Here is a 23,291-nt window from a genome sequence, read left to right as displayed (position 1 = left end):
GCGCCCGCGTCCGCGCCGAAGCACTCGGCCGATGACCCGTCCCCCGTACTCCACCCGCGGCACAGCCGTTCCCGCCCACCGGATCCGAGGAGCCCGTCCCATGCTGATGCCCCACCCCGCGACCCTGCGCAGACTCGTCAAGGAGTACGAGACACTCCTCGCGACCGAGTCGCTCGCCGACGACGTGTCCGTCGACACCCGGCTACAGGATCTGACCTACACCCTCTGTGTGTCCACCGGGACCCGGGAGGTCTCGCACGCGCTGCGGGTGGCACACGACTACCTCGACCGCGCCGTCGACAGCGCCGTCGACAGCGTGGCCGGCACGGCTGCCGCGCCCGGTACGGGCCGGCGGACCATCCTCAGCCCGGGTCAGGTCGCCCGTCCGGCGAACCGCGCGGCGATGCCGCAGGGCGGCTGACGCGCGACACCCGGCAGGTCAGCCGAGATAGTCCGCGCGGCCCTCGTCGTCGAGTTCGAAGGGGCCCTCCGGGATGACACAGAACTCGTTGCCTTCGGGGTCGGCCATCACCAGGAACCCGCCGTCGGCGTACTGCTCCAGCCGCCGGCCGCCCAGCGCCTCGACCCGCCGCTGCTCGGCGGCGGGATCGGGCGTGCTGACGTCGACGTGCATCCGGTTCTTGCCCGCCCTGGGCCGCGCGGACCGCTGGAAACCCATCCCCAGGTCGTTCTCCCGCCGCAGCCACACGTACGGGCCGGTTCGGCCCACGATCGGCCTGCCGAGCAGTCCGGACCAGAACGCGGCAAGCCGCTCCGGGTCCTCGGCGTCGACGATCAGGGCGTTGATCCGCAGAGAGGAGTGCACCATCCACCGATCCTCTCAGGCCGCGCAAGGCATGGTCCGGGCTGTCCTCGGTACTTCGCAGAGAGGATCCACCGGCGACCGGAGGAGGTTCGGAAATGAGTGAAGAGAACATGGCGGACGACGCCTACCAGCCCGTCGGCGGCAACGAGGAGCAGGAGGACGCGGCTCCGCTGGATCTCCAGGACGCGGTCGACGAGCGCACCTACGACGACATCCTCGACGAGGGCTGGTCACCGCCCGAGAAGCCCCTGGGCGTGACCCGGAAGGGGACGACGGCGGCGGAGCAGCGCGCGGGGGAATCCCTCGACGAGCGGCTGCGCCAGGAGGTCCCCGACGTGGCGCCGCCCGAGGGCGACGGCATCGGGGATCTGCCCGGGGGCGACGGCGAGCCGCGCGACCCCGAGGCCGGGGACCGCCGCGCCGGACGGCTGGTGTCACCGGACGAGGGAGCGCACCCGGACACGACCGGGGAGGCGGTCGCCGAGGACAAGGGCGTGGACGGCGGGGCCGCGGGCGCGGAGGAGGCCGCGGTGCACGTCGTACCGGGCGAGGCGCTGCCGCCCGCCGGCCCCGGAGAGCGCGGGCCCGGGTGACCGGTCCCGCGGCGCGCCCCTGTCCGGCCGTCTGTCGGCGCCGGCCGTCCAGGGAGGCGTACACCGGCGAGGAGGCCCTGGTGGTGCCGAGCAGGTCCTCGCGTTGTTCCAGGGCCTTCGGCGCAACCCGGTCGTACTGCGGGATGGGCGCCTCCCGCCTCATCGATGATCAGCGAAGCGGGTCCGTGCATCGATGATCAGCGAAGCCGGTCCGTGCCAGGTGCGCCGCGAAGCGGCCGGAGATCGGCCGACTGCGCGGAAGTGCCGGCAACGGACCGCGGATGTGCTCGCGACGGACCGTGGCCCCTTCGACGGTGACGGTGGTACCGGTGGTCCGGGCCACGCCGTCGGCGCAGCCGGCCGGCCGCCCGGCCGGCAGTTCCCCGGCCCGGCGTCCTCGGACGCCCGGGTTCCGCCGTGCGCGCGGTCGACACCCCGTCTCACAGCCAGCCGTTGCGGCGGAAGGACCGGTACAGCCAGCCCGCGCCGAGGGCCATCACGGCCAGCGCGCCCGGGTAGCCGTAGCGCCAGTCCAGCTCGGGCATGTGCGCGAAGTTCATGCCGTAGATGCCCGCGACCAGGGTGGGGACGGCGAAGATGGCCGCCCAGGCGCTGATACGGCGCATGTCGTCGTTCTGCCAGGTGCCCACGATCGCGAGGTGCGCGTCGAGGACGGAGCCCAGCAGGTCGTCCAGGGCGCCCACCTCGGTGCCGGTACGGGTGACGTGGTCGACGACGTCACGGAAGTACGGCACGAGTTCGCGCGGCCAGTCGGTCCCCGGCCCGGTCAGCGAGCGCATCACGGGGACCAGGGGCTGCACCGCGTCGCGGAACTCCACCACCTCACGCTTGAGCGAGTAGATCTGCTCGGTCAGGTCCTGGCGGACCGGTGAGAACACGCACCGCTCCAGCTCGGTGAGGTCCGTGCGCACCTGGGCGGCCGCCTCGGCGTAGGCGTCGACGACGACGTCCGTCACCGCGTGCAGGACCCCGGGGGGCCCGAGCCGCGCCATGGCCGGCTGCTCGGCGAGCCGGCGCGCCGCCTCCGCGGCGGGGTCGCTCGCCCCGTGCCGCACGGTCAGGGCGAAGGACGGACCGAGGAAGATCATGACCTCGCCGGTCTCCACGTCGGCGGTCCGCTCGACGAACCAGAGCGTCTTCACGGCGACCGCCAGCACCTCCCCGTAGCGCTCCTGCTTCGGCCGCTGGTGCGCCTGGACCGCGTCCTCGACGGCCAGGGGGTGGAGGTCGAGGTGTTTGCCCAGCCGTTCGAGTTCCTCCTGGGAGGGGTCGCTCACCCGGATCCAGGCGAACTCGCCCGGCGCCAGGGCGGCCAGGCGGTCCAGGGCCGCCCCGCACCCCGCGTCCTCCTGGCCGCGGCCGATCCGTTCGCTCGCACCCGTCCGGGTCTGGTAGATCTCGCATTCCATGCCCTCCCGGGTGCTTCCGTGAGCGCGTTCCATGCCTGTCCGAGCCTTGTCCGAGCCTGTCCGACCGTTCGGCGGCGTAGGAGCGGCGTAGGAGCGGCGTCGGAGGGTTACCCGGTGCGCATGCAGAGACTTCGTATCCCCTGGCGGAAGACATCCCGGGACGACGGCGCGGACCCGGGACGCGAGGTGCCGGCGCCGGAGGAGGCGGGACCCGGGCCGGAGGTCGAACGGCGGGCGCCGGACACGCCGACGAAACTCCCGAAGCGGGCCTGGGGCGCCGTCCTCAGAGGCGCCCTGCGCGAGTTCAAGGACGACGAGCTGACCGACCGTGCGGCGGCCCTGACGTACTACGGCGTGCTGTCGCTGTTCCCGGCCCTGCTGGTGCTGGTCTCCCTGCTGGGCGTCGCGGGCGGCTCGGCCATCGACGCGGTGCTGCGCAACATCCGGAAACTGGCGCCGGGGGCGGCCCGGGACATCATCACCCGGGCCGTGGAGCAGTTGCAGGGCAGGGCGGGTGCCGGGTCCGTGATGGCGGTCGTCGGCCTGGTGCTGGCGCTGTGGTCCGCCTCCGGCTACGTCGCGGCCTTCATCAGGGCCGCGAACACGGTGTACGACATCCCGGAGGGCCGCCCGCTGTGGAAGATCCTCCCCCTGCGGGTGCTGCTCACCTTCACGCTGATGGTGATGGCGGTCCTCAGCGCGCTGATCGTGGTCTTCACCGGCGGCATCGCCCGGCAGGCCGGCGCCGCCCTGGGGATCGGGGACGGGGCGCTGGCGGTGTGGTCGGTCGCCAAGTGGCCGGTCCTCGTCCTCCTGGTCACGCTGATGATCGCCGTTCTGTACTGGGCCAGTCCGAACGCGAAGGTCAGGGGGTTCCGGTGGATCACGCCGGGCAGTTTCGTCGCCCTGCTGATCTGGCTGGTCGCCTCCGCCGGTTTCGCGTTCTACGTGGCGGGCTTCGCCTCCTACAACAAGACCTACGGCACCATGGCCGGCGTCGTCGTGTTCCTGGTCTGGCTGTGGATCACCAACCTGGCCGTTCTGCTCGGCCTGGAGTTCGACGCCGAGACCGCGCGGCAGCGGGCCGTGGCGGGCGGGCTGCCGCCCGAGGCCGAGCCCTACACCGAGCCTCGTGACACCAGGACCTGGGACGAGGAGGACGTACGCCGGCTGGAGGAGACGTGACGTCCGGGCCGCCTGGCGCCGTCGCCCACCACACCGTCGATCGGATTTACTGAAGATTGGTTGAACAGTTCAAACTGATAAACCTAGCGTTAGTACATGTGAAGACCGACACGGCCGCCGGTGAGGGCGGCGCACCCGGCCCGGACGAGGACCCCTCCCGGCTCGCCTCCGAGCTCCGGCTCACGGTGGGACGGGTGACCCGGCGCCTGCGGCAGGCCCACGCCGTCGGAGACATCTCGCTCTCGGGGGTCTCCGTGCTCGCGCGGCTCGCCGCCGACGGACCCGACTCGCCGACCTCGCTCGCCGAGATGGAACGGGTACGGCCGCAGGCCATGGCGAGCACCCTCGCCCAGCTCGAACAGCGCGGCCTGGTGGGCCGTACCCCCGATGCCGCGGACGGACGGCGGAGCATCGTGGCCGTCACCGAGGAGGGGCGGTCCGTACTCGCCGAGCGGCGTTCGGAGTCCGTCCGGCGGCTCGCGGCGGTGCTCGACGAGTTCTCCGCGGCGGAACGGGCGAGCCTCGCCGCGGCCCTGCCGCTGCTCGGCCGGCTGGCGGAACGGCTGTGAGCGCGCCCACGCCGCCCGGCGCACCCGCCGGCTCGCGGTTCGGCTCATGGGCCGGCGCGCTGCGCTCGGCCCGGCGCAGGGACACTCCCCCGGGGCCCGGCTACAAGTGGGTCGCGCTGTCGAACACCACCCTCGGCGTGCTGATCGCGACCATGGACGCGTCGATCGTGATCATCTCGCTGCCGGCGATCTTCCGCGGGATCGGCCTCGACCCGCTCGCCCCCGGCAACATCGGCTACCTGCTCTGGATGATCCTGGGGTACCTGCTGGTCTCCGCCGTGCTGGTCGTCGTACTCGGGCGGCTCGGCGACATGTTCGGGCGGGTGCGGATCTACAACCTCGGCTTCCTGATCTTCGCGTGCGCCTCGGTCGCGCTGTCGCTCGACCCGTTCCGGGCGGGGGGCGGCGCCCTGTGGCTGATCCTGTGGCGGATCGTGCAGGCGTTCGGCGGGTCCATGCTCACCGCCAACTCGGCCGCCATCCTCACCGACGCGTTCCCGGCCCGGCAGCGCGGCACGGCCCTCGGCATCAACCAGATCACCGCGCTGGCCGGGCAGTTCCTCGGCCTGCTCGCGGGCGGCCTGCTGGCCGTCGTCGACTGGCGCGCCGTGTTCTGGGTGAGCGTCCCGGTCAGCATCACGGGCACGGTCTGGTCATACCTGAGTCTGCGGGAGACCTCGACGGGCCGTCCCGGGCGGATCGACTGGCTCGGCAACCTCACCTTCGCGGTGGGCGCGGGCGTCCTGCTGGCCGGCATCACCTACGGCATCCAGCCCTACGGCGGCAGCGCCACCGGCTGGGGCAACCCGTGGGTGCTCGGCGGTCTGGTCGGCGGTGCCGTCCTGCTGCTGGCCTTCTGCTTCATCGAGACCCGGGTCGCCGAGCCGATGTTCGACCTGGCCCTGTTCCGGGTGCGGGCGTTCGCCGCGGGCAACCTGGCCGCGCTGCTGACCGCCATCGCGCGCGGCGGGCTCCAGTTCATGCTGATCATCTGGCTCCAGGGCATCTGGCTGCCGCTGCACGGCTACGACTTCGAGGACACCCCGCTGTGGGCCGGCGTCTTCATGCTGCCGCTCACCCTCGGCTTCCTGGTCGCGGGCCCGGTCTCCGGCTACCTGTCGGACCGGTTCGGCGCCCGGCTGTTCTCCACCGCCGGACTGGTGGTCGTCGCCCTGTCCTTCCTGGGGCTGCTGGCGCTGCCCGTGGACTTCGACTACGGGCTGTTCGCGGCGCTGCTGCTGCTCAACGGGCTCGGCCAGGGCATGTTCTCGGCGCCCAACACGTCCTCGATCATGGGCAGCGTGCCGGCCGAGTACCGGGGTGTCGCCTCGGGGATGCGCTCCACCTTCCAGAACTCCGGTACGGCCCTGTCCATCGGGGTGTTCTTCTCGCTGATGGTGTCCGGCCTCGCGTCCTCGCTGCCGGACACCCTGAGGAACGGGCTCACGGCGCACGGCGTGCCGGCCGGCTCCGCCGCGCACGCCGCGTCGCTGCCACCGGTGAGCACGCTGTTCGCGACGTTCCTCGGCAACAACCCGGTCCAGCACCTGCTGTCCGCCGAGGGCGTCCTCGACCGGGTGTCCGCCGCCCAGCGGTCGGTGCTGACCGGCCACACCTTCTTCCCGCGGCTGGTGTCCGGCCCCTTCCACCACGGCCTGGGCATCGTCTTCGGCGTGGCCGCGGGCATGGCCCTGGTCTCCGCCGTCGCCTCCGCGCTGCGCGGCGGTCACCGCGGTGCCGAGGACCGCCCCTCCCCCGCCGCGCAGGTCACCGTGCGTTCAGAGCGGTGAGGACCCGGTCCGGGGTCAGCGGCAGGGTGCGCAGGCGGCTGCCGGTGGCGTGGTGGACGGCGTTGCCGATGGCCGCCGGGGTGCCGACGATGCCGATCTCGCCGATGCCCTTGCTGCCCATGGGGTTGAGGTGCGGGTCGTCCTCGTCGATCCAGTGCGCCTCGATGTCGGGGACGTCGGCGTGCGCGGGGACGTGGTACGAGGCGAGGTCGGCCTCCGCGAAGTCGCCGAACGCCGGGTCCAGGGTGCTGCCCTCGGTCAGGGCCATGCCCAGGCCCATCGTCATACCGCCGACGAACTGGGAGCGCGCGGTGCGGGCGTTGAGGATGCGGCCGGCCGCGTAGACGCCGAGGAGCCGGCGCACCCTGACCTCGCCGGTGACGGTGTCGACGGCGACCTCGGCGAAGTGCGCGCCGAACGCGTGCCGGGCGTAGGGGCAGTCGGCGTCGGCCCGCCCCGAGGTGTCCGCGCGGACGCCGATCCCGTGCTCGGGCAGCGGGCCGGTGTGGTCGGCGAGCCGGTTCAGCAGCCGGGCGCAGGCCTCGTGCACGGCCGAACCCCAGGAGGCGGTTCCGGAGGAGCCGCCGGCCACCGGGGCCTGGGGCAGGTCGCTGTCGCCGATCTCGGTACGGACCCGGTCGAGGGGTACGGCAAGGGCGTCGGCGGCGATCTGGGCGAGGACGGTCCGGGCGCCGGTGCCGATGTCGGAGGCGTTCACCCGGATCTCGAAGGTGCCGTCCGGCAGGGCCGCGGCGGTGGCGGCGCACGGGGAGACCATGACCGGGTAGGTGGCGGCGGCCACGCCGGTGCCGATCAGCACCGGGCCCTCGGCGTGCCGGACGTGGTGGTGCCAGTCGAAGCGGCGGGCGCCCTCGCGCAGGCACTCCACGAGGTGCCTGCTGCTGAACGGCAGGCCGCCGGCGGGTTCGCGGTCGGGTTCGTTGCGGATCCGCAGTTCGATCGGGTCCATGCCGAGTTCGTCGGCGAGTTCGTCCATCGCCGATTCCAGGGCGTACATCCCCGTCGCCTCGCCGGGCGCGCGCATCCAGGACGGGCTGGGCACGTCCAGCGGGACCACGTGGTGGACGACGTCCAGGTTCGGCGTGGCGTACATGACCCCGGAGGTGGTGCCCGCCAGTTCCACGAACGACCTGACCGGCGAGGTGTGGGTGGTCACGTCGTGCAGCAGGGCGGTGAGCCGGCCGTCCGAGGTGGCACCGAGCCGCAGCCGGCTGTAGGTGGGGGCGCGGTGGCCCACGGCGGTGGGCATGCGGCGGCGTGGCCAGGTCACCCTGACGGGCCGCCCCGTGTGGCGGGCGGCCAGGGCGGCGAGGACGACGTCCGGACGTGCGGAGCCCTTGGAGCCGAAGCCGCCGCCGACGTGCTCGGCGCGTACGGTGATCCGGTCCACGGGCACCGCGAACAGCCCGGCCAGCACGCTGCGGACGTCGCTGGTGCCCTGGCTGGAGGTGTACACGGTCAGCCGGCCGCGGTCCCAGGTGGCGGTGCTGGCGTGGGGCTCCATCGGGTGGTTGTGCAGGGGCGGGGTGCGGTAGGTGACGTCCACCCGGACGGCTGCCTGTGCGAAGGCGGACTCCGGGTCGCCGTGCCGGTGCCCGGCGGGCTGGCCGCCGTTGGCCTCCTCGGGTTCGTGGGCGCCGGGGTGGCCGGGGGCGAGGACCACGTCGTGGTCCGCGGTGTCGTAGGAGACCCGCACGGCGTCGGCTCCGGCGCGGGCCGCCTCGGGTGTCTCGGCGACGACCAGGGCGACGCACCAGCCGCGGTGCGGTACGTCGGGGTTCTGGAGCAGGGCGAGGGTGGCGTCGTCCGGTTCGGCCAGGCGCGGGGCGTTCTCGTGGGTGAGGACGGTGAGGACCCCGGGGACGGCGCGGGCCGGGCCGGTGTCGATGCCGGTGATCCGGCCGCGGATCACGCCGGCGGGCACGGCACGGGCGTGCGCCAGGCCGGACAGGTGGTGCTCGGCGGCGTAGCGCGCGGCGCCGGTGACCTTGGCGAGCCCCTCCCGGCGCTCGACCGGGGCGCCGAGGGCGGTGCGGGCCATGGATAACCTCCGGGGTCAGAGCGGGGCGGGCGCCGGCGCGAGCCGGGTCAGCACGTCGAGGGCGAGATTGCGGGCGAGGGGCACCTTGTAGGCGTTGTCCGGCAGCGGCCGGGCGGCGGCGAGTTCCAGGTCGACGGCGCTGGCGAAGACCCCGGCGGCGGCCGGCTCGCCCAGCAGCGCAGCCTCCGCGACCCGGGCCCGCCAGGGGCGGTGGGCGAGCCCGCCGAAGGCCAGGCCCACCCTGCTGACCCGGCCGCCGGCGACCCGGATCACGACGGCGACGGAGGCGAGCGCGAAGGCGTACGACGCCCGGTCGCGGGCCTTGCGGTAGGCCGAGGGCGCGCCGGCCGCGGCGGCGGGCAACAGCACCCCGGTGATCAGCTCGCCGTGGCGGATCTCCGTGTCCCGCTCGGGCCGGTCCTCGGGCAGCCGGTGGAAGTCGCTCACGTCGACGGTGCGGGTGCCTTCCGGGCCGTACAGCTCGACCCGGGCGTCGAGGGCGGCGAGGGCGACGGCCATGTCCGAGGGGTGGGTGGCGACGCAGTGCGGGGAGGTGCCGAGGACGGCGTGGTCGCGGTGGACGCCGGCCAGGGCCCCGCAGCCGCTGCCGGGTTCGCGTTTGTTGCAGGGTTTGCCGGGGTCCTGGAAGTAGGTGCAGCGGGTGCGCTGGAGGAGGTTGCCGCCGGTCGTGGCGACGTTGCGCAGCTGGCCGGAGGCGCCCGCCAGGAGGGCCTGGGACAGCACCGGGTAGCGGTCGCGGACCAGGGGGTGGGCGGCGAGGTCGCTGTTGCGGACGGTGGCGCCGACGCGCAGGGTGCCGTCGGGCAGTTCCTCGAGCCGGTCCAGCGGGAGGCGGCTGACGTCGATCAGCGCGGTGGGCCGTTCGACGCCCAGTTTCATCAGGTCGACGAGGTTGGTGCCGCCGGCCAGGTAGCGGGCGCCGGGGTGGGTGGTGAAGGCCTCGACGGCCTCTTCGGCGGTGCGGGCGCGGACGTAGTCGAAGGACCTCACGGGATCACGTCCTCCACCGCCTCGACGATCCGGGGGTAGGCGCCGCAGCGGCACAGGTTGCCGCTCAGCCGCTCGCGGATCTCGGTCCGGTCCAGCGGGACGGGCCGGCCGGAGGGCAGCGCGGGATCGGTGACGTGCGAGGGGTGTCCGGCGGCGGCCTCGGCGAGCGCGCCGAGGGCCGAGCAGAGCTGGCCGGGGGTGCAGTAGCCGCACTGGAAGGCGTCCCGGTCCAGGAAGGCCCGTTGCAGCGGGTGCGGGCCCTCGCCGTCGGCGGAGAGGCCTTCGACGGTGGTGATGTCACTGCCGTCGAGGGACACGGCGAGCAGCAGGCAGCTGTTCACCCGGCGCCCGTCGGCCAGCACGGTGCAGGCACCGCACTGGCCATGGTCGCAGCCCTTCTTGGCGCCGGTCAGGTCGAGGTCCTCACGCAGCACGTCCAGCAGGACGCGCCGGTGGTCGAGGAGCAGGGTGTGGGGTTTGCCGTTGACCCGGAGGGTGGCTTCGGAGCGCTGGATCTCACTGTCCATGACGTGCCTGACTTCCGGACGGGCCGTACTGCCGTCCAGGCCGGGTATCCAGGTCACGCCGTCCCACACGTACCGGCACCCCGGGGTGGGCGCGGGTGACCCGGTGTGTCCGCCGGGTCACCCGCGCGCCGGTCAGGGGTACGAGACGAGGTTCGCCACGTTGTTCGAGGAGTTCGACGGGCCTCCGGTGTTGTTGACGACGTGGCTGATGGTGCCGGTGCCGCCGAGGGAGACGGTGACCATGTCGGTGAAGCGCACGTTCGGGTTGCCGGGTGCCTCGATGGCGTGCGCCGCGACCACGCTCGGGTTGACGTTGAAGTAGCAGTAGCTGCCGAGGCCGTACGCCTGGTGGCTGGTGACCGAGTCGGCGACCTTGTAGGCCGCGTAGCCCTGGGTGGAGCCGTTCATCCAGGCCGCCTGGCTGGGCGGGTCGTACGGCATCTCGTTCTGGTAGAAGTACGTGCGGCCGCCGTTGCCGTTCCAGATCGTCTGGTACTTCTGGAAGTGCTCGACGAACAGCCCGTACATGGTCACGTTGTCGCCGTTGACGACCAGGCCGGTGTCGGCGGTGTTGCTGGTCCAGCCGACCCCGCTGCCGTGATCGGCGCGCCAGATCCACATGTGGTCGCCGATCACGTTGTCGCTGTTGACGACCAGGCTGGTGGTGGCCTTGCCGACGCCCGCGCCGCCGACCCGGAAGTACACGTCGTGCAGCGACGTCGGGTCGGCCGCGTGGGACGCCGAGGAGGCGCCGGGCCCGACCTCGACCAGGGTGGAGGAGTTCGTGGTGCCGGCGTCGAAGAGCAGGCCGGCGATCTGGACGCCGTCGACGTCCGCGACCTTCATGGCGGTGATGCCGTTGTCCGGGACGAAGGTGGCGAGACCGAGGCCCAGGACGACGGTGTCGGCACGGTTGATCTGAAGGGTCTGGTCGAGGTGGTAGACACCGGGGGTGACCAGCAGGTTCTTGCCCGCCGTCAGGGCCGCGTTGATCTGGGAGGCGGTGGCGCCCGGCTTCACGACGTAGAAGCTGTCCAGGGACAGGGAGCTGCCCGCGGCGGAGCCGGAACTCCAGCTGGTGCCGGAGGTGTTGGAGCGCGCCGACGGCACGAACACCTGGTAGTTGCCGGAGCCGTCGACGTAGAGGAACGGCTTCTCACGGGTCACCGGGCTCTGCGCGACCGTGGTGTCCGGCGGGCTGGGGAAGGTGGTGGAGGGCACGCCGGTGCTGCCGACGAAGACCATGTTCCAGTTGGAGCCGGTCCAGCTGCCGAGCTGTGAGTTGCGGGTCAGCCACTGCTGCTGGCTGCCGGAGTTGACCTGCCCGTTGACCTGGCTGTCGGCGATGAGGCCGCCGCTGGACCAGCCGCCGTCGTCGAGGGCGAGGTTGCCGCGCAGGTGCATCCGGCGGTAGGCCGCCGCCTGCGAGACCGCCCAGCGGTCGCTGCCGCCGGTCGGGTTGACGGACAGGTTCTCGGCGCCGCGCCAGAAGTTCTGGGTGGCATTGCCCTGGAACCAGTCGGCCTCCGCGTGCACCGCGCCGTTGACCGAGACCGCGTCCGGCGTCAGGCCCAGGCCCAGCACCTGCGTGTAGAAGCCGACGTTGACGTCCGCGCTGTAGGCGCCGGGCTTGAACAGCACGGCGTAGCGCTGGGAGCCGAACTGGTTGGTCTGCTGCTGCTGGAAGATCGAGTCCAGCTTGCTCTGGATGGTGGCGGCGGACATCGACGGGTCGAAGACCACGACGTTGGAGCCGAGGTCGGGGTTGCCCGTCTGGGTCACGGGCACGACCTGGAAGCGCTGGGCGGCGGTGCCGTTGCACGTGTACTGCACGAACTGCACGCTGTCGGCGGTCGAGGCGCCGGGGTCGTCCAGGCACTTGCCGCTGTTGCGGTTGACGAAGTGGTAGGCGCCGCCGCCGTCGTCGACGGGCAGCCACTGCTGGTTGCCGCCGCCGCCGTAGGTCCACAGCTGGACGGCCGCGCTGTCGGCGGTGGAGACACCGGTGACGTCAAGGACCTCGCCGGCGTTGTTGCCGTTGTTGATCCGGACGTAGCCGCCGCTGGTGGCGGTGAGGCTCCACTGCTGGGCGGTGGTGTTGTTGCAGGCGTACTGCTGGACGACGGTGCCGTCGGCGGTGGCGGCGGCCTTGGCGTCGACGCACCTGCCGCTCGCCGCGTTGAGGAGCGTGACGTTGCCGGGGGGCAGGGTGGCGGCGGACGCGGGCGTGCCGGCGCCCGCCGCGGTGAGCAGGGAGGCGGCGACAACGGCCACCGCGGCGGCGGCCGTTGCTCTGTGCCGCCGGGGAAGGCGAGGCACGGGTTCTCCTGGTTCGGGAAGGTGCGAGAGGTACGCGGAGGGGGGCGGTCAGCCGGTGTATCCGGCGAAGACCTTCGTGTAGTCCCAGTTGGACTGGCTCACGCCGGAGCAGCTGTCGGCGGAGCCGCCGGTGCAGGGCCGGTCGCGGTTGGCGGACCAGAAGGTGAGCCGGGCCAGGTGGTGCTGCTGGGCGTAGGCGAGGATGGTCCGGAAGTCGTTCACGGTCACCGTCTCGTTGTTGTCGGTGATGCCGTTCATGGACGAGATGCCCATGTCCCGGTAGGCCGTGTCGTCGCTGTAGCCGTAGGCGTTCTTCAGCGCGGTCTTGAGGCCCTCGGCCGCCTGCACCGTCAGGTTCCCCATGTTCTGCCCGGCACCGCCGAAGTCGAACGGCATGATGGCCCAGGCGTCGACGCCCAGTCCGGAGGAGGCGGCGCGGTTGATCAGGCTGGTGTCGGGGCCGCTCTGGCCGGTGCCGATGGTGATGTACACCTTCAGGCCGGGGTTGTTGGCCTTCACCGTCTTGAGCGCGTCCACGACCCGCTGCTGCACGGTCCCGTTGCTGTAGGCGTCCGCCTCGAGGTCGATGTCGATGGCCTTGAGTCCGCCGTAGGCGTTGATGACCTTCTGGTAGGCCGCCGCCAGCTCGCTCGCGCTGGAGCAGGAGCTCTCCAGCTTGTTGCCGCTGTAGCCGCCGAAGGACGGGATCACGTCACCGCCGTTCGCCCGCACCGTGTTGACGGTCCCCTGGTCGACGCCGCCGGTGAGCGCCCGGCTGCCGTCCCACTGCGGGTTGCAGTAGCCGTTGCTGAGCACGAACGCGAGCGTGTAGTACTTCACGCCGGTCGCGTTGGTGACGGTGGTCGGGCTCGGCGGGTCGCCCCAGCCGTTGTACAGGTACGGCGCCACGGCCATCGGCGAGGAGGGCGTGCCGCCGTCGCCGGACGCGGGCGCGGTCCACTTCTGGTTGGCGCCGCCGGAGCAGGTCCAGATCTGGGCGCGGGTGCCGTTGGCCGACGAGTTGCCGGTCGCGTCCAGGCACTTGTTCGCCTGCGGGTTGACGATGTCGTGGGCGGCGGTGACCGTCCACTTCTGGTTGGCGCCGCCGGTACAGGTCCACAGCTGGGCCTGGGCGCCGTCGGCGGTCGAGTTGCCGGTCACGTCCAGGCACTTGCCGAGGGCGCGGACGGTGCCGTCGCTGCCGACGGTCCACTGCTGGGCGGCGGTGCCGTTGCAGTCGTAGAGCTGGACGGCCGTGCCGTCGGCGGAGTTGGCGCCGGCGACGTCGAGACACTTGCCGGCGAGGCCGGTGATGGTGCCGGTGGCGGCCTGCGCGGGAACGGCGGTGAGCAAGCCGGCCGACACGGTCAGGGCGGCTATGGCGACAACCGTGGGCAGAGGTCTGGCCATGGGGGGGGTGGCCTTTCACGCGGGGGGATACCGCACGGCATGTGCTCAACACCCTTGTTGTCCGTGGGCGTTGAGCACATCCGCGAGGCTTTGTTTAAGGCGTGAAACTAAAGGTCCGGACCACCGGCGTCAAGGGGTGCGCCCCGAAGGGGCGCGGGGATCTGCGCGACCAGCCACATCGAAGGTGCACCCGGAGCCGGCGCGCAACCCTACGGCGAGCCCCCGCCACCTCAGACCGACGGCACCTCCGCGAACTGCGTCCGGTACAGCTCCGCGTACCGCCCGTCGGCCGCCAGCAGCGCGGCATGGGTGCCGCGCTCCACGATCCGCCCGGCCTCCACCACCAGGATCTGGTCGGCGGACCGCACCGTCGACAGCCGGTGCGCGATGACGACGGCCGTACGGCCCTCCAGGGCCTCGGTGAGGGCCTCCTGGACGGCCGCCTCCGAGGTGTTGTCGAGGTGTGCGGTGGCCTCGTCGAGGATCACCACCCGCTGCCGGGCCAGCAGCAGCCGGGCGATGGTCATCCGCTGGCGCTCACCGCCGGAGAGCCGGTAACCGCGTTCGCCGACCACCGTGTCCAGACCGTCGGGCAGCGACCGCACGACCTCGTCCAGCCGGGCGCGGCCGAGGGCCTCCCACAACTCGTCGTCGGTGGCGGCCGGGCGGGCGAGCAGCAGGTTGGCGCGGACCGTGTCGTGGAAGAGGTGGCCGTCCTGGGTGACCATGCCGAGGGTGCCGCGCAGCGAACCCGCGGTCAGGTCGCGGACGTCGACGCCGCCGAGCCGGACGGCGCCCTCGTCGACGTCGTACAGGCGTGGCAGCAACTGGGCGATGGTGGACTTGCCGGCGCCGGAGGAGCCCACGAGGGCGACGGTCTGGCCGGGTTCGGCCCGGAAGGAGACGCCGTGCAGGACCTCGGCGCCACCGCGCGGGTCGAGGACCGCGACCTCCTCCAGCGACGCGAGGGAGACCTGGTCGGCGGCCGGGTAGCCGAACCGGACGTTCTCGAACTCGACGGCCACCGGCCCCTCGGGAACCTCCCGGGCGTCGGGTTTCTCCTCGATCAGGGGCTTGAGGTCGAGGATCTCGAAGACCCGCTCGAAGCTGACCAGCGCGCTCATCACCTCGACGCGGGCGCCCGCGAGCGAGGTGAGGGGCGCGTACAGCCGGGTCAGCAGCAGGGCGAGGGAGACCACGGCGCCCGCCTCCAGGGTGCCGCGCAGCGCGAACCAGCCGCCGAGGCCGTACACCAGGGCGAGGGCGAGCGAGGAGACCAGGGTCAGCGCGGTCATGAAGACGGACTGGGCGGTGGCGGTGCGCACGCCGATGTCCCGGACCCGGGCGGCCCGTGCCGTGAACTCCGCCGACTCCTCCTCGGGCCGGCCGAAGAGCTTGATCAGGGTGGCGCCGGGCGCGGAGAAACGCTCGGTCATCCGGGTGCCCATCGCCGCGTTGAGGGCGGCGGCCTCGCGCTGCATCCGGGCCATCCGGCCGCCCATCCGGCGGGCGGGCACCACGAACAGCGGCAGCAGCACCAGCGCGAGCAGGGTGATCTGCCACGACAGGGTGAGCATCACCGCGAGCGTGAGCAGCAGCGTGACCAGGTTGCTGACCACGCCGGACAGGGTGTTGGCGAAGGCGCGCTGGGCGCCGATCACGTCGTTGTTGAGACGACTGACCAGCGCTCCCGTACGAGTGCGTGTGAAGAACGCGACGGGCATGCGCTGCACATGATCGAACACAGCCGTGCGCAGGTCGAGGATGAGTCCCTCCCCGAGCGTCGCCGAGAGCCGCCGCCCGAGCACCCCGAGCGCCGCCTCGGCGACCGCGGCGAGCGCGATCAGCAGCGACAGCCGTACGACCGTGCCGGCGTCGTGCCCCGACACGATCGCGTCGACGACGTGGCCGGCCAGCACGGGAGTGGCGACGGCGAGCAGGGCGGTCACCACCCCGAGCAGCACGAACCGGACGATGCCCGCCCGGTGCGGGCGGGCGAACGCGGCGATGCGGCGCAGCGTGGCCGGGTCGAACGGGCGCCGCTCCTGCTGGGCGGTCATGACGCTGTGCAACTGCGTCCAGGCGGTGGTCTCCATACTCATGAGGGAGACCGTAGAACCTCAAGGTTCGTTGAGGTCAATGCCCGCTCGCCGGTTCCCCGTACGAGGGACCCTCAGCCGCATCCCGGCCGTCATGCGGAGTCTCCTCTTCCGCCACCCGGCGTTGGGGCGGCGCGGAAAACCTCTCCGGGTGTGACAGCGGTAAGAATCCCCGGCTTCCGTGCGGGCCGTGTGCCCCGGCTCGTCCGCCGCATCCCCGTGCGGCACGCCCTCACCCTGATCCCGCTCGTACTGGTCGCGGTCATCGCGGTGCAGCACTGGCCGGTCCTGGTCGAGGGCTTCGCCCACCTGCGCTCCGCGTCCTGGCCCTGGCTGCTGGCGGCGGGCGGCGCCACCTGTCTGACCTGGGTGGCCGCCGCCTTCACCCGGCAGGGTGCGGTGATCCAGCCGCTGCCCCGCTGGCGGCTGCTGGCGACCCAGCTCGCGGCCGGTTCGGCCAACCACCTGCTGCCGACGGGGCTCGGCTCGGGCGCGGTCAACCTGCGGTTCATGACCGTGTGCGGGGTGCCGCTCGCCACCTCCTCGGCCGCGCTCGCCCTGTACCTGCTGGCCGAGTCGGTGGCCCGGGTGGGCCTGATGGCCGTGCTGTTCGTCGCCTTCCCCGACGCGCTGCGCCTCGACGGCCTGCTCCCCCGCGGGGAGGTCGGCCCGGTGCTGGCCGTCGCCGGCACGCTGGCGGCCGCGGCCCTGGGCGTACTGCTCCTCGTACGACGGGTGCGCCGGCCGGTGTTCCGGTTCCTGCGCGCCGCGCTGGGCGAGGCCCGGTCGGTGCACACGCGGCCGTCCCGGGCGCTGGCGCTGTGGGGCGGCTCGCTGGCGTTCCCCGCGCTCCAGGCGGTCGGCCTGGTGGCGGTGGGGCAGGCGCTGGGTCTCCAGGTGCCGCCCGCGCACATGGCGCTGGCGTACCTGGCGGCCACGGTGGCCGTCGCGCTGATCCCCACGCCCGGCGGACTGGGTTCGGTGGAGGCGGCGCTGATCGTGGCGCTGGTGGCGGCGGGCGGTCCGGTGGCGGTGGCCACGGCCGTCGTGCTGGCGTACCGGATCATCACCGTGTGGGTGCCGTTGCTGCCCGGAGCGCTGACACTGGGAGCGCTGGTGCGGCTGAAGGTCATCTGACCTCCGATCCCGAGGAGACGCATGCCGGTCCGCCTGGAACGCAAGGGTCCTGTCACCACGGTCGTCCTCTCCCGGCCCGGGGTGCGCAACGCGGTGGACGGACCGACGGCGGCACGACTCGCCGCCGCCTTCCGCGAGTTCGAGGCGGACGACGAGGCGCGGGTGGCGGTGCTGTGGGGCGAGGGCGGCACGTTCTGCGCGGGCGCGGACCTCAAGGCGATGGGCGCCGGGCACGGCAACCGGGTCGCGGAGGACGGCGACGGACCGATGGGCCCGACCCGGCTGCGCCTCACCAAGCCGGTGATCGCCGCGATCGCCGGGCACGCCGTGGCGGGCGGCCTCGAACTGGCCCTGTGGTGCGATCTGCGGGTGGCGGAGGAGGACGCGGTGTTCGGCGTCTTCTGCCGCCGCTGGGGTGTGCCGCTGATCGACGGCGGCACGGTACGGCTGCCCCGGCTGATCGGCACGAGCCGGGCGCTCGACCTGATCCTGACCGGCCGCCCGGTGCCGGCGCCCGAGGCGTACGAGATGGGTCTGGCCAACCGGGTCGTGCCGAGGGGCCGGTCCCGTGCGGCGGCGGAGGAACTGGCCGCGTCCGTCGCCGCCTTCCCGCAGGCCTGCCTGCGCGCCGACCGGGCGTCGGTGCTGGACCAGGAGGGGCTGGACGAGAGCGCGGCGATGGCCGGTGAGATCCGCGGCGGCATCGGCGTGCTGGCGGAGGGCCTGGAGGGCGCGGCCCGCTTCGCGGCGGGGGCCGGCCGGCACGGCTCCTTCTCGGACGGCTGACCTGCCGGCTTCCAACTGCCTCACGCCGAGGCGGGTCTGGGCCCGTGCGGGTACGAACCTCTGTGCGGATACGGCAGGATGAGCGGTTGCACATCCGAATGGAGGTAACCGGTGAACCGAGCGCTCACCGTCGATGACCTGGTCCTGGCCGGAATCGCGCTGGCGGCGGGTCTGTTGCTGGCGTTTCTGTCGCGCGGGCTGCTGCGCTGGCTGGCCAAACACGCCAAGCGGACCCGCTGGAGCGGTGACGACGTCGTGGTGGACGCGCTGCGCACGGTGGTGCCGTGGGCGGCGCTCGCGGGCGGCGCGGCCTCCGCGGCGGCCGTGCTGCCGCTGACCAGGACGGTCCAGCACCACACCAACCAGTGCCTTCAGGTGCTGCTCATCTTCGCGGTGACGGTGTCGGCGGCGCGGGTGGTCGCCGGTCTGGTGCAGTCGGTCACCCAGTCCCGTTCCGGGGTCGCCGGTTCGGCCACGATCTTCGTGAACATCACCCGGGTGCTGGTGCTGGCGATCGGTTTCCTGGTGGTGCTCCAGACCCTGGGCATCTCCATAGCGCCCCTGCTCACCGCTCTGGGCGTGGGTGGTCTGGCGGTGGCGCTGGCTCTCCAGGACACCCTGGCGAACCTCTTCGCGGGCGTCCACATCCTCGCCTCCAAGACCGTCCAGCCGGGTGACTACATCCAGTTGAGCAGCGGTGAGGAGGGATACGTCGTGGACATCAACTGGCGTCAGACGACCGTCCGCCAGCTCTCCAACAACCTGGTGGTCATCCCCAACGGCCAGCTGGCGAAGACCAACATGACCAACTACACGCGGCCCGAGCAGCGGTTGACGATCCTGGTGCAGGTGGGCGTGAGCTACGACAGCGACCTGGACCATGTGGAGCGGATCACGCACGAGGTCATCGCCGAGACCATGACCGAGATCACCGGTGCGGTCCCGGAGCACGAACCGGCCATCCGCTTCCACACGTTCGGCGACTCACGGATCGGGTTCACGGTGATCCTCGGGGTCGGCGAGTTCAGCGACCAGTTCCGGATCAAGCACGAGTTCATCAAGCGCCTGCACCGCCGCTACCGCGAGGAGGGCATCCGCATCCCGGCGCCGACGCGCACGGTGGCGCTCCAGCAGGGGGCCGTGGTGATCCCGCAGCAGCGGGTCACGGACGAGATGCCGTCCGGCCTGCCGCACACCGACTAGCCCCCTGCCGGGTCGTCTACAGGGTGGCCGAGTTGTCGTGGTGGTGGCCGCCGCGCAGGCTGTGCGGGGTGGCCGGCGCCGGGGTCACCGGGGTGACCGTCCAGTCCGGGTGGCCGGGCATCCGCGGGGTCGTCGTGCCGTAGAGCCAGTCGCGGAGGAACCCGGACCGGTCCTGGCCGGAGACCTCGCAGGCCACCGCGATGTAGTCCGCCGTCGACGCCGACCGGCGGCGGAAGCGGTCCAGGAAGGTGCGCTCGACGGCGTGGAAGACGTCCTCGCCGACCAGTTGGCGGAAGGCGTACAGGGTCAGCACGCCGCCCAGGTAGCGCTGGCTGTCGAAGAGGTTGACCGCGTTCGGTGCGGCCACCGGCCCCGAGTCGTGGCGCCACTGGTCGCCACGGGCGTAGGTGTCCTTCATCCGGGCCTCCATGGTGGTGAGGCCCAGGGAGTCCGGCCAGCCGCGCTCGTAGCGGTAGAGCAGCCCGTAGAAGTCGGCGTGGCCCTCGTTCAGCCAGAGGTCGGCCCAGGTGGCCGGGGAGACCAGGTTGCCGAAGTAGGAGTGCACCAGCTCGTGCATCATGTGCGAGCCGATCTTCGCCTCCTCCTGGAGCAGGAAGTTCGGCTTGTAGAGGGTGAGGGTCTGGGTCTCCAGGCCGGTGAAGTCGAAGGCGTTCGGGTCGTCGGAGTTGCAGGGCAGCAGACCGTAGGTCTCGAACGGGAAAGCGATGCCGAGCCGGTCCTCCAGCCAGGCCACCTGGCCGCCGGTGAGGGCGAGCGCCGGCTCCAGGGCGGCGGCCCGGGCGGTGGGCACGACGTCCCGCAGCGGCAGCCCGTGCGGGCCCTGCCGGTCCTTGACCACGTAGTCGCCGACGGTGATCTGGACGAGTTCGGTGGCGATCGGGGACCGGGAGCGGTACGAGTACGCCGTCCGGTCGCCGGGGAGGTCCTCGACGCAGGTGAGCAGGCCGTTCGCGACACCGCGCACGCCGTTCGGGACGGTGATGCGGAAGGTGAAGTCCGCCTTGTCCGATGGGTGGTCGTTGCACGGGAAGACGGTGTGCGCGGAGTCCGGCTGCGGGCAGATCGCGAAGCCGTCGGGGGTGGGCACCCAGGCGGTGTGCGGCAGGGTGCGGCGCGGGTCGGCCGAGTAGGTCACGCGGACGGTGACGTCGTCGCGCTCGCGCAGCGGCCTGGCCGGGGTGATCCGCAGCTTCTCGTCCGCCTGCTCGAAGGCGGCGTCCCGGTTGTCGACGCGCACGGCGGATATGTCCAGGCCGAGGGCGTCAAGGGAGAAGCGTGACAGGTCGTCCGTGGTGCGGACGCGCAGCGTCGCGGTGCCGGCGACGAGGCGGGTCGTGGCGTCGTAGGCGAGGTCGAGATGGTAGGCGTGGACGCGGTAGCCGTCGTTGCCGAGGGCCGGGTACACGGGGTCGCCGAGGGTCTCGGCGCCCGGGGCGGGTGCCTCGCCCCCGGCCTTCGCGGCGCCGCTTTTCTCCCCCGCGGAGAAGGGACGCGCGAAGGCCGGGGCCCCCGTGGCCAGGACGGTCGCGGTGCCGAACAGGGCGGCCGCCGGGGCCGTCACTCTGGTGCGATATCTCATGGTCCGCTTTCACTCGGTTTCGCTCGGGCGGACGGGTGGTCGGTCCGTCCGCCGGCCGATGGTGGTGGCTCGTCTGTCCTGACCACCCTTTTGACCGATCCGGTTGCCTGTCGTATGACAAACAGATCTGCGGAGTCGCGGACCCCTGTCGAGAGCGGGTCGGTCACGAGATATCTTGATGTCGAGCAATGTTGCAGACGTGGAGCGGAGCACCCGGTGACTGACTCGACCATCATCTACACCTACACAGACGAGGCCCCGGCCCTGGCGACGCATTCGTTCCTGCCGGTGGTCCAGGCGTACGCCTCGCAGGCCGGTGTCGCCGTGGACACCCGCGACATCTCGCTGGCCGGGCGCATCATCGCGCACTTCCCGGAGTACCTGGCCGAGGACCAGCGCATCCCGGACGCGCTGGCCGAGCTGGGCGACCTGGCCAAGACCCCCGAGGCCAACATCGTCAAGCTGCCGAACATCTCGGCGTCGATCCCGCAGCTGAAGGCCGCCGTCGCCGAGCTCCAGGGCAAGGGCTACGCGCTGCCGGACTACCCGGACGACCCGAAGACCGACGAGGAGCGCGAGATCCGCGCCCGCTACGACAAGGTCAAGGGTTCCGCCGTGAACCCGGTCCTGCGTGAGGGCAACTCGGACCGCCGCGCCCCCGCCTCGGTCAAGAACTACGCCAAGACCCACCCGCACCGCATGGGCGCCTGGACCTCCGAGTCCAGGACGAACGTGACCACCATGGGCGAGAACGACTTCCGCTCCACCGAGAAGTCCGTGGTGGTCTCCGAGGCGGGCGAGCTGCGGATCGAGCTGGTCGCCGAGGACGGCACCAGCACCGTCCTCAAGGACTCCGTACCGGTCCTCGCCGGCGAGGTCGTCGACGCCTCCGTGCTGCACGTCGCCCAGCTCAACGACTTCCTGGCCGCACAGATCGCCCGCGCCAAGCAGGAGGACGTCCTGTTCTCCGTGCACCTGAAGGCCACGATGATGAAGGTCTCCGACCCGATCATCTTCGGTCACGTGGTGCGTGCCTTCTTCCCGAAGACGTTCGCGAAGTACGGCCAGACCCTGAAGGCGGCCGGCCTGTCCCCGAACGACGGTCTGGGCGGCATCTACAAGGGCCTGGAGAACCTGCCGGAGGGCGCCGAGATCAAGGCCTCCTTCGACGCCGAGATCGCCGACGGCCCGGCCCTCGCGATGGTCGACTCCGACAAGGGCATCACCAACCTGCACGTCCCGTCGGACGTCATCATCGACGCCTCGATGCCGGCCATGATCCGCACCTCCGGCCACATGTGGGGCCCGGACGGCCAGGAGGCCGACACCCTGGCGGTGATCCCGGACTCCTCGTACGCCGGTGTCTACCAGGCCGTCATCGAGGACTGCCGGGCCAACGGCGCCTTCGACCCGTCGACCATGGGCTCGGTCCCGAACGTCGGCCTGATGGCGCAGAAGGCCGAGGAGTACGGCTCCCACGACAAGACCTTCGAGATCGCCACCACCGGCACCGTCCGCGTGGTCGACGCCGCCGGCAACGCGCTGATCGAGCAGCCGGTCGCCGCCGGCGACATCTTCCGCGCCTGCCAGACCAAGGACGCGCCGATCAAGGACTGGGTGAAGCTGGCCGTCACCCGTGCCCGCGCCACCGGCGACCCGGCCGTCTTCTGGCTGGACGAGGGCCGCGCCCACGACGCCAACCTGATCGCCAAGGTCGAGCAGTACCTGTCGGAGCACGACACCGAGGGCCTGGACATCCGCGTCCTGTCCCCCGTCGAGGCCACCAAGCTGTCCGTGGAGCGCATCCGGCGCGGCGAGAACACCATCTCCGTCACCGGCAACGTGCTCCGTGACTACCTGACCGACCTCTTCCCGATCCTGGAGCTGGGCACCAGCGCCAAGATGCTGTCGGTGGTCCCGCTGATGGCGGGCGGCGGCCTGTTCGAGACGGGGGCCGGCGGCTCGGCGCCGAAGCACGTCCAGCAGCTGGTCAAGGAGAACTACCTGCGCTGGGACTCCCTCGGCGAGTTCTTCGCCCTGGTGCCGTCCTTCGAGCAGTACGCCGACTTCACCGGCAACGCCCGCGCCAAGGTGCTGGCCGACACCCTCGACCGGGCCACGGCGACCTTCCTCAACGAGGACAAGTCCCCGACCCGTCGCGTCGGCGGCATCGACAACCGCGGCAGCCACTTCTACCTGTCCCTGTACTGGGCGCAGGAGCTGGCCGCGCAGACCGACGACGCCGAGCTCGCCAAGGCGTTCGCGCCGCTCGCCGAGACGCTCACCGCCAACGAGCGGAAGATCGTCGACGAGCTGAACGCCGTCCAGGGCTCCCCGGCCGACATCGGCGGCTACTACCAGCCCGAGAAGGCCAAGGCGGACGCGGTCATGCGCCCGTCGGCGACCTGGAACGCGGCGCTCGCGGCCCTCTGAGCCGAAGCCGCCTCCTGACGTCCTGAAGTCTCCGCCCCGGCAGGCACCCCGCCTGCCGGGGCGGAGCCCTGTCCGGGCCCGGCACGCGCCGCCGCGGCCGCGGCCGGCGGTGTGTATCCCGTTCGTGAAGTCTGCATGTCACGCGAGCCCGGTGTCTGGTCCGTCCTGATCCGCTGTGGTTCGCTCAGCGCATGACGGTGCTTGTGAGCCGACGCCACGTGGACTTCGTGCGTGTCACCACCATGGGGTGTCCCGCCGTGAGCTGATGCTCCGGCCCCGCCCCGATCCCTCCGTTCTGCCGACGCGTGCCC

18 protein-coding genes are annotated in these 23,291 nt (G+C 72.2%); 9 read left to right on the top strand and 9 right to left on the bottom strand.

What is annotated here, in order from left to right; genetic code table 11:
* Nucleotides 1–100: 100 nt before the first annotated feature.
* Entirely contained in the window at nucleotides 101–421 is a 321-nt protein-coding gene (locus AAW13_RS30990; protein ID WP_046728210.1) for a DUF5133 domain-containing protein, read from the top strand.
* A gap of 18 nt (nucleotides 422–439) precedes the next feature.
* Here AAW13_RS30990 and AAW13_RS30985 read toward each other — a convergent pair whose 3' ends face one another.
* Nucleotides 440–829 (bottom strand): VOC family protein, encoded by a 390-nt coding sequence (locus AAW13_RS30985; protein WP_046728209.1) that lies wholly within the window; start codon nucleotides 827–829, stop codon nucleotides 440–442.
* A gap of 92 nt (nucleotides 830–921) precedes the next feature.
* On the opposite strand from AAW13_RS30985, the gene AAW13_RS30980 reads away from it, so the two are divergent.
* Complete coding sequence (locus AAW13_RS30980; protein ID WP_046728208.1) at nucleotides 922–1,419, top strand: DUF5709 domain-containing protein; 498 nt, start codon at nucleotides 922–924, stop codon at nucleotides 1,417–1,419.
* 440 nt (nucleotides 1,420–1,859) lie between these two features.
* On the opposite strand, the gene AAW13_RS30975 is transcribed toward AAW13_RS30980, so the two are convergent.
* Nucleotides 1,860–2,882, bottom strand: a complete 1,023-nt coding sequence (locus AAW13_RS30975; protein ID WP_240528787.1) for a magnesium and cobalt transport protein CorA — start codon at nucleotides 2,880–2,882, stop codon at nucleotides 1,860–1,862.
* Nucleotides 2,883–2,969: 87 nt separating this feature from the next.
* Here AAW13_RS30975 and AAW13_RS30970 point away from each other — a divergent pair, with 87 nt between their 5' ends.
* The 3 genes from AAW13_RS30970 to AAW13_RS30960 all read left to right on the top strand — a co-directional run bounded on the left by AAW13_RS30970 (nucleotide 2,970) and on the right by AAW13_RS30960 (nucleotide 6,393).
* Complete coding sequence (locus AAW13_RS30970; RefSeq protein WP_046728207.1) at nucleotides 2,970–4,034, top strand: YihY/virulence factor BrkB family protein; 1,065 nt, start codon at nucleotides 2,970–2,972, stop codon at nucleotides 4,032–4,034.
* 98 nt (nucleotides 4,035–4,132) lie between these two features.
* Nucleotides 4,133–4,603, top strand: a complete 471-nt coding sequence (locus AAW13_RS30965; protein WP_046728206.1) for a MarR family winged helix-turn-helix transcriptional regulator — start codon at nucleotides 4,133–4,135, stop codon at nucleotides 4,601–4,603.
* 152 nt (nucleotides 4,604–4,755) lie between these two features.
* Nucleotides 4,756–6,393 carry an MFS transporter gene (locus AAW13_RS30960; RefSeq protein ID WP_240528788.1) on the top strand — a complete coding sequence of 546 codons (1,638 nt, stop codon included), beginning with the start codon at nucleotides 4,756–4,758 and terminating at the stop codon, nucleotides 6,391–6,393.
* Here AAW13_RS30960 and AAW13_RS30955 read toward each other — a convergent pair.
* From AAW13_RS30955 to AAW13_RS30930, 6 genes are all read right to left on the bottom strand, one after another.
* Entirely contained in the window at nucleotides 6,371–8,455 is a 2,085-nt protein-coding gene (locus AAW13_RS30955) for a xanthine dehydrogenase family protein molybdopterin-binding subunit (protein ID WP_046728205.1), read from the bottom strand. The genes AAW13_RS30960 and AAW13_RS30955 overlap by 23 nt on opposite strands.
* Nucleotides 8,456–8,470: 15 nt before the next feature.
* The gene (locus AAW13_RS30950) at nucleotides 8,471–9,466 is read right to left on the bottom strand and encodes an FAD binding domain-containing protein (RefSeq protein WP_046728204.1); all 996 of its coding nucleotides are present in this window, start codon (nucleotides 9,464–9,466) and stop codon (nucleotides 8,471–8,473) included.
* Nucleotides 9,463–9,993, bottom strand: a complete 531-nt coding sequence (locus AAW13_RS30945) for a (2Fe-2S)-binding protein (RefSeq protein ID WP_046728226.1) — start codon at nucleotides 9,991–9,993, stop codon at nucleotides 9,463–9,465. The genes AAW13_RS30950 and AAW13_RS30945 overlap by 4 nt, the downstream gene beginning before the upstream one ends.
* Before the next feature lie 132 nt (nucleotides 9,994–10,125).
* Nucleotides 10,126–12,312 carry an RICIN domain-containing protein gene (locus tag AAW13_RS30940; RefSeq protein WP_046728203.1) on the bottom strand — a complete coding sequence of 729 codons (2,187 nt, stop codon included), beginning with the start codon at nucleotides 12,310–12,312 and terminating at the stop codon, nucleotides 10,126–10,128.
* A gap of 48 nt (nucleotides 12,313–12,360) precedes the next feature.
* Complete coding sequence (locus AAW13_RS30935) at nucleotides 12,361–13,722, bottom strand: chitinase (protein ID WP_046728202.1); 1,362 nt, start codon at nucleotides 13,720–13,722, stop codon at nucleotides 12,361–12,363.
* Between the two features lie 230 nt (nucleotides 13,723–13,952).
* A complete protein-coding gene (locus tag AAW13_RS30930; RefSeq protein WP_046728201.1) occupies nucleotides 13,953–15,818 on the bottom strand; it encodes an ABC transporter ATP-binding protein in 1,866 nt (621 codons plus the stop codon).
* Between the two features lie 156 nt (nucleotides 15,819–15,974).
* Here AAW13_RS30930 and AAW13_RS30925 point away from each other — a divergent pair, with 156 nt between their 5' ends.
* From AAW13_RS30925 to AAW13_RS30915, 3 genes are all read left to right on the top strand, one after another.
* On the top strand, nucleotides 15,975–16,958 hold the full coding sequence (locus AAW13_RS30925; RefSeq protein WP_167391750.1) for a lysylphosphatidylglycerol synthase transmembrane domain-containing protein: 984 nt from the start codon (nucleotides 15,975–15,977) through the stop codon (nucleotides 16,956–16,958).
* 21 nt (nucleotides 16,959–16,979) lie between these two features.
* Nucleotides 16,980–17,744 carry a crotonase/enoyl-CoA hydratase family protein gene (locus tag AAW13_RS30920; protein WP_046728200.1) on the top strand — a complete coding sequence of 255 codons (765 nt, stop codon included), beginning with the start codon at nucleotides 16,980–16,982 and terminating at the stop codon, nucleotides 17,742–17,744.
* Between the two features lie 111 nt (nucleotides 17,745–17,855).
* Nucleotides 17,856–18,947, top strand: coding sequence for a mechanosensitive ion channel family protein (locus AAW13_RS30915; protein WP_046728199.1), 1,092 nt, complete (start codon nucleotides 17,856–17,858; stop codon nucleotides 18,945–18,947).
* A 16-nt stretch (nucleotides 18,948–18,963) separates the two neighbouring features.
* On the opposite strand, the gene AAW13_RS30910 is transcribed toward AAW13_RS30915, so the two are convergent.
* Entirely contained in the window at nucleotides 18,964–20,547 is a 1,584-nt protein-coding gene (locus AAW13_RS30910; protein ID WP_046728198.1) for a M1 family metallopeptidase, read from the bottom strand.
* Nucleotides 20,548–20,763: 216 nt separating this feature from the next.
* On the opposite strand from AAW13_RS30910, the gene AAW13_RS30905 reads away from it, so the two are divergent.
* On the top strand, nucleotides 20,764–22,980 hold the full coding sequence (locus tag AAW13_RS30905) for an NADP-dependent isocitrate dehydrogenase (protein ID WP_046728197.1): 2,217 nt from the start codon (nucleotides 20,764–20,766) through the stop codon (nucleotides 22,978–22,980).
* The last annotated feature ends 311 nt before the right edge of the window (nucleotides 22,981–23,291 follow it).

The organism is Streptomyces humi, assembly GCF_001005085.2.
Lineage (GTDB): Bacteria > Actinomycetota > Actinomycetes > Streptomycetales > Streptomycetaceae > Streptomyces > Streptomyces humi.
Note: the sequence above shows the minus strand (reverse complement) of the source record. Positions and strands in the feature narration are given on the sequence as shown.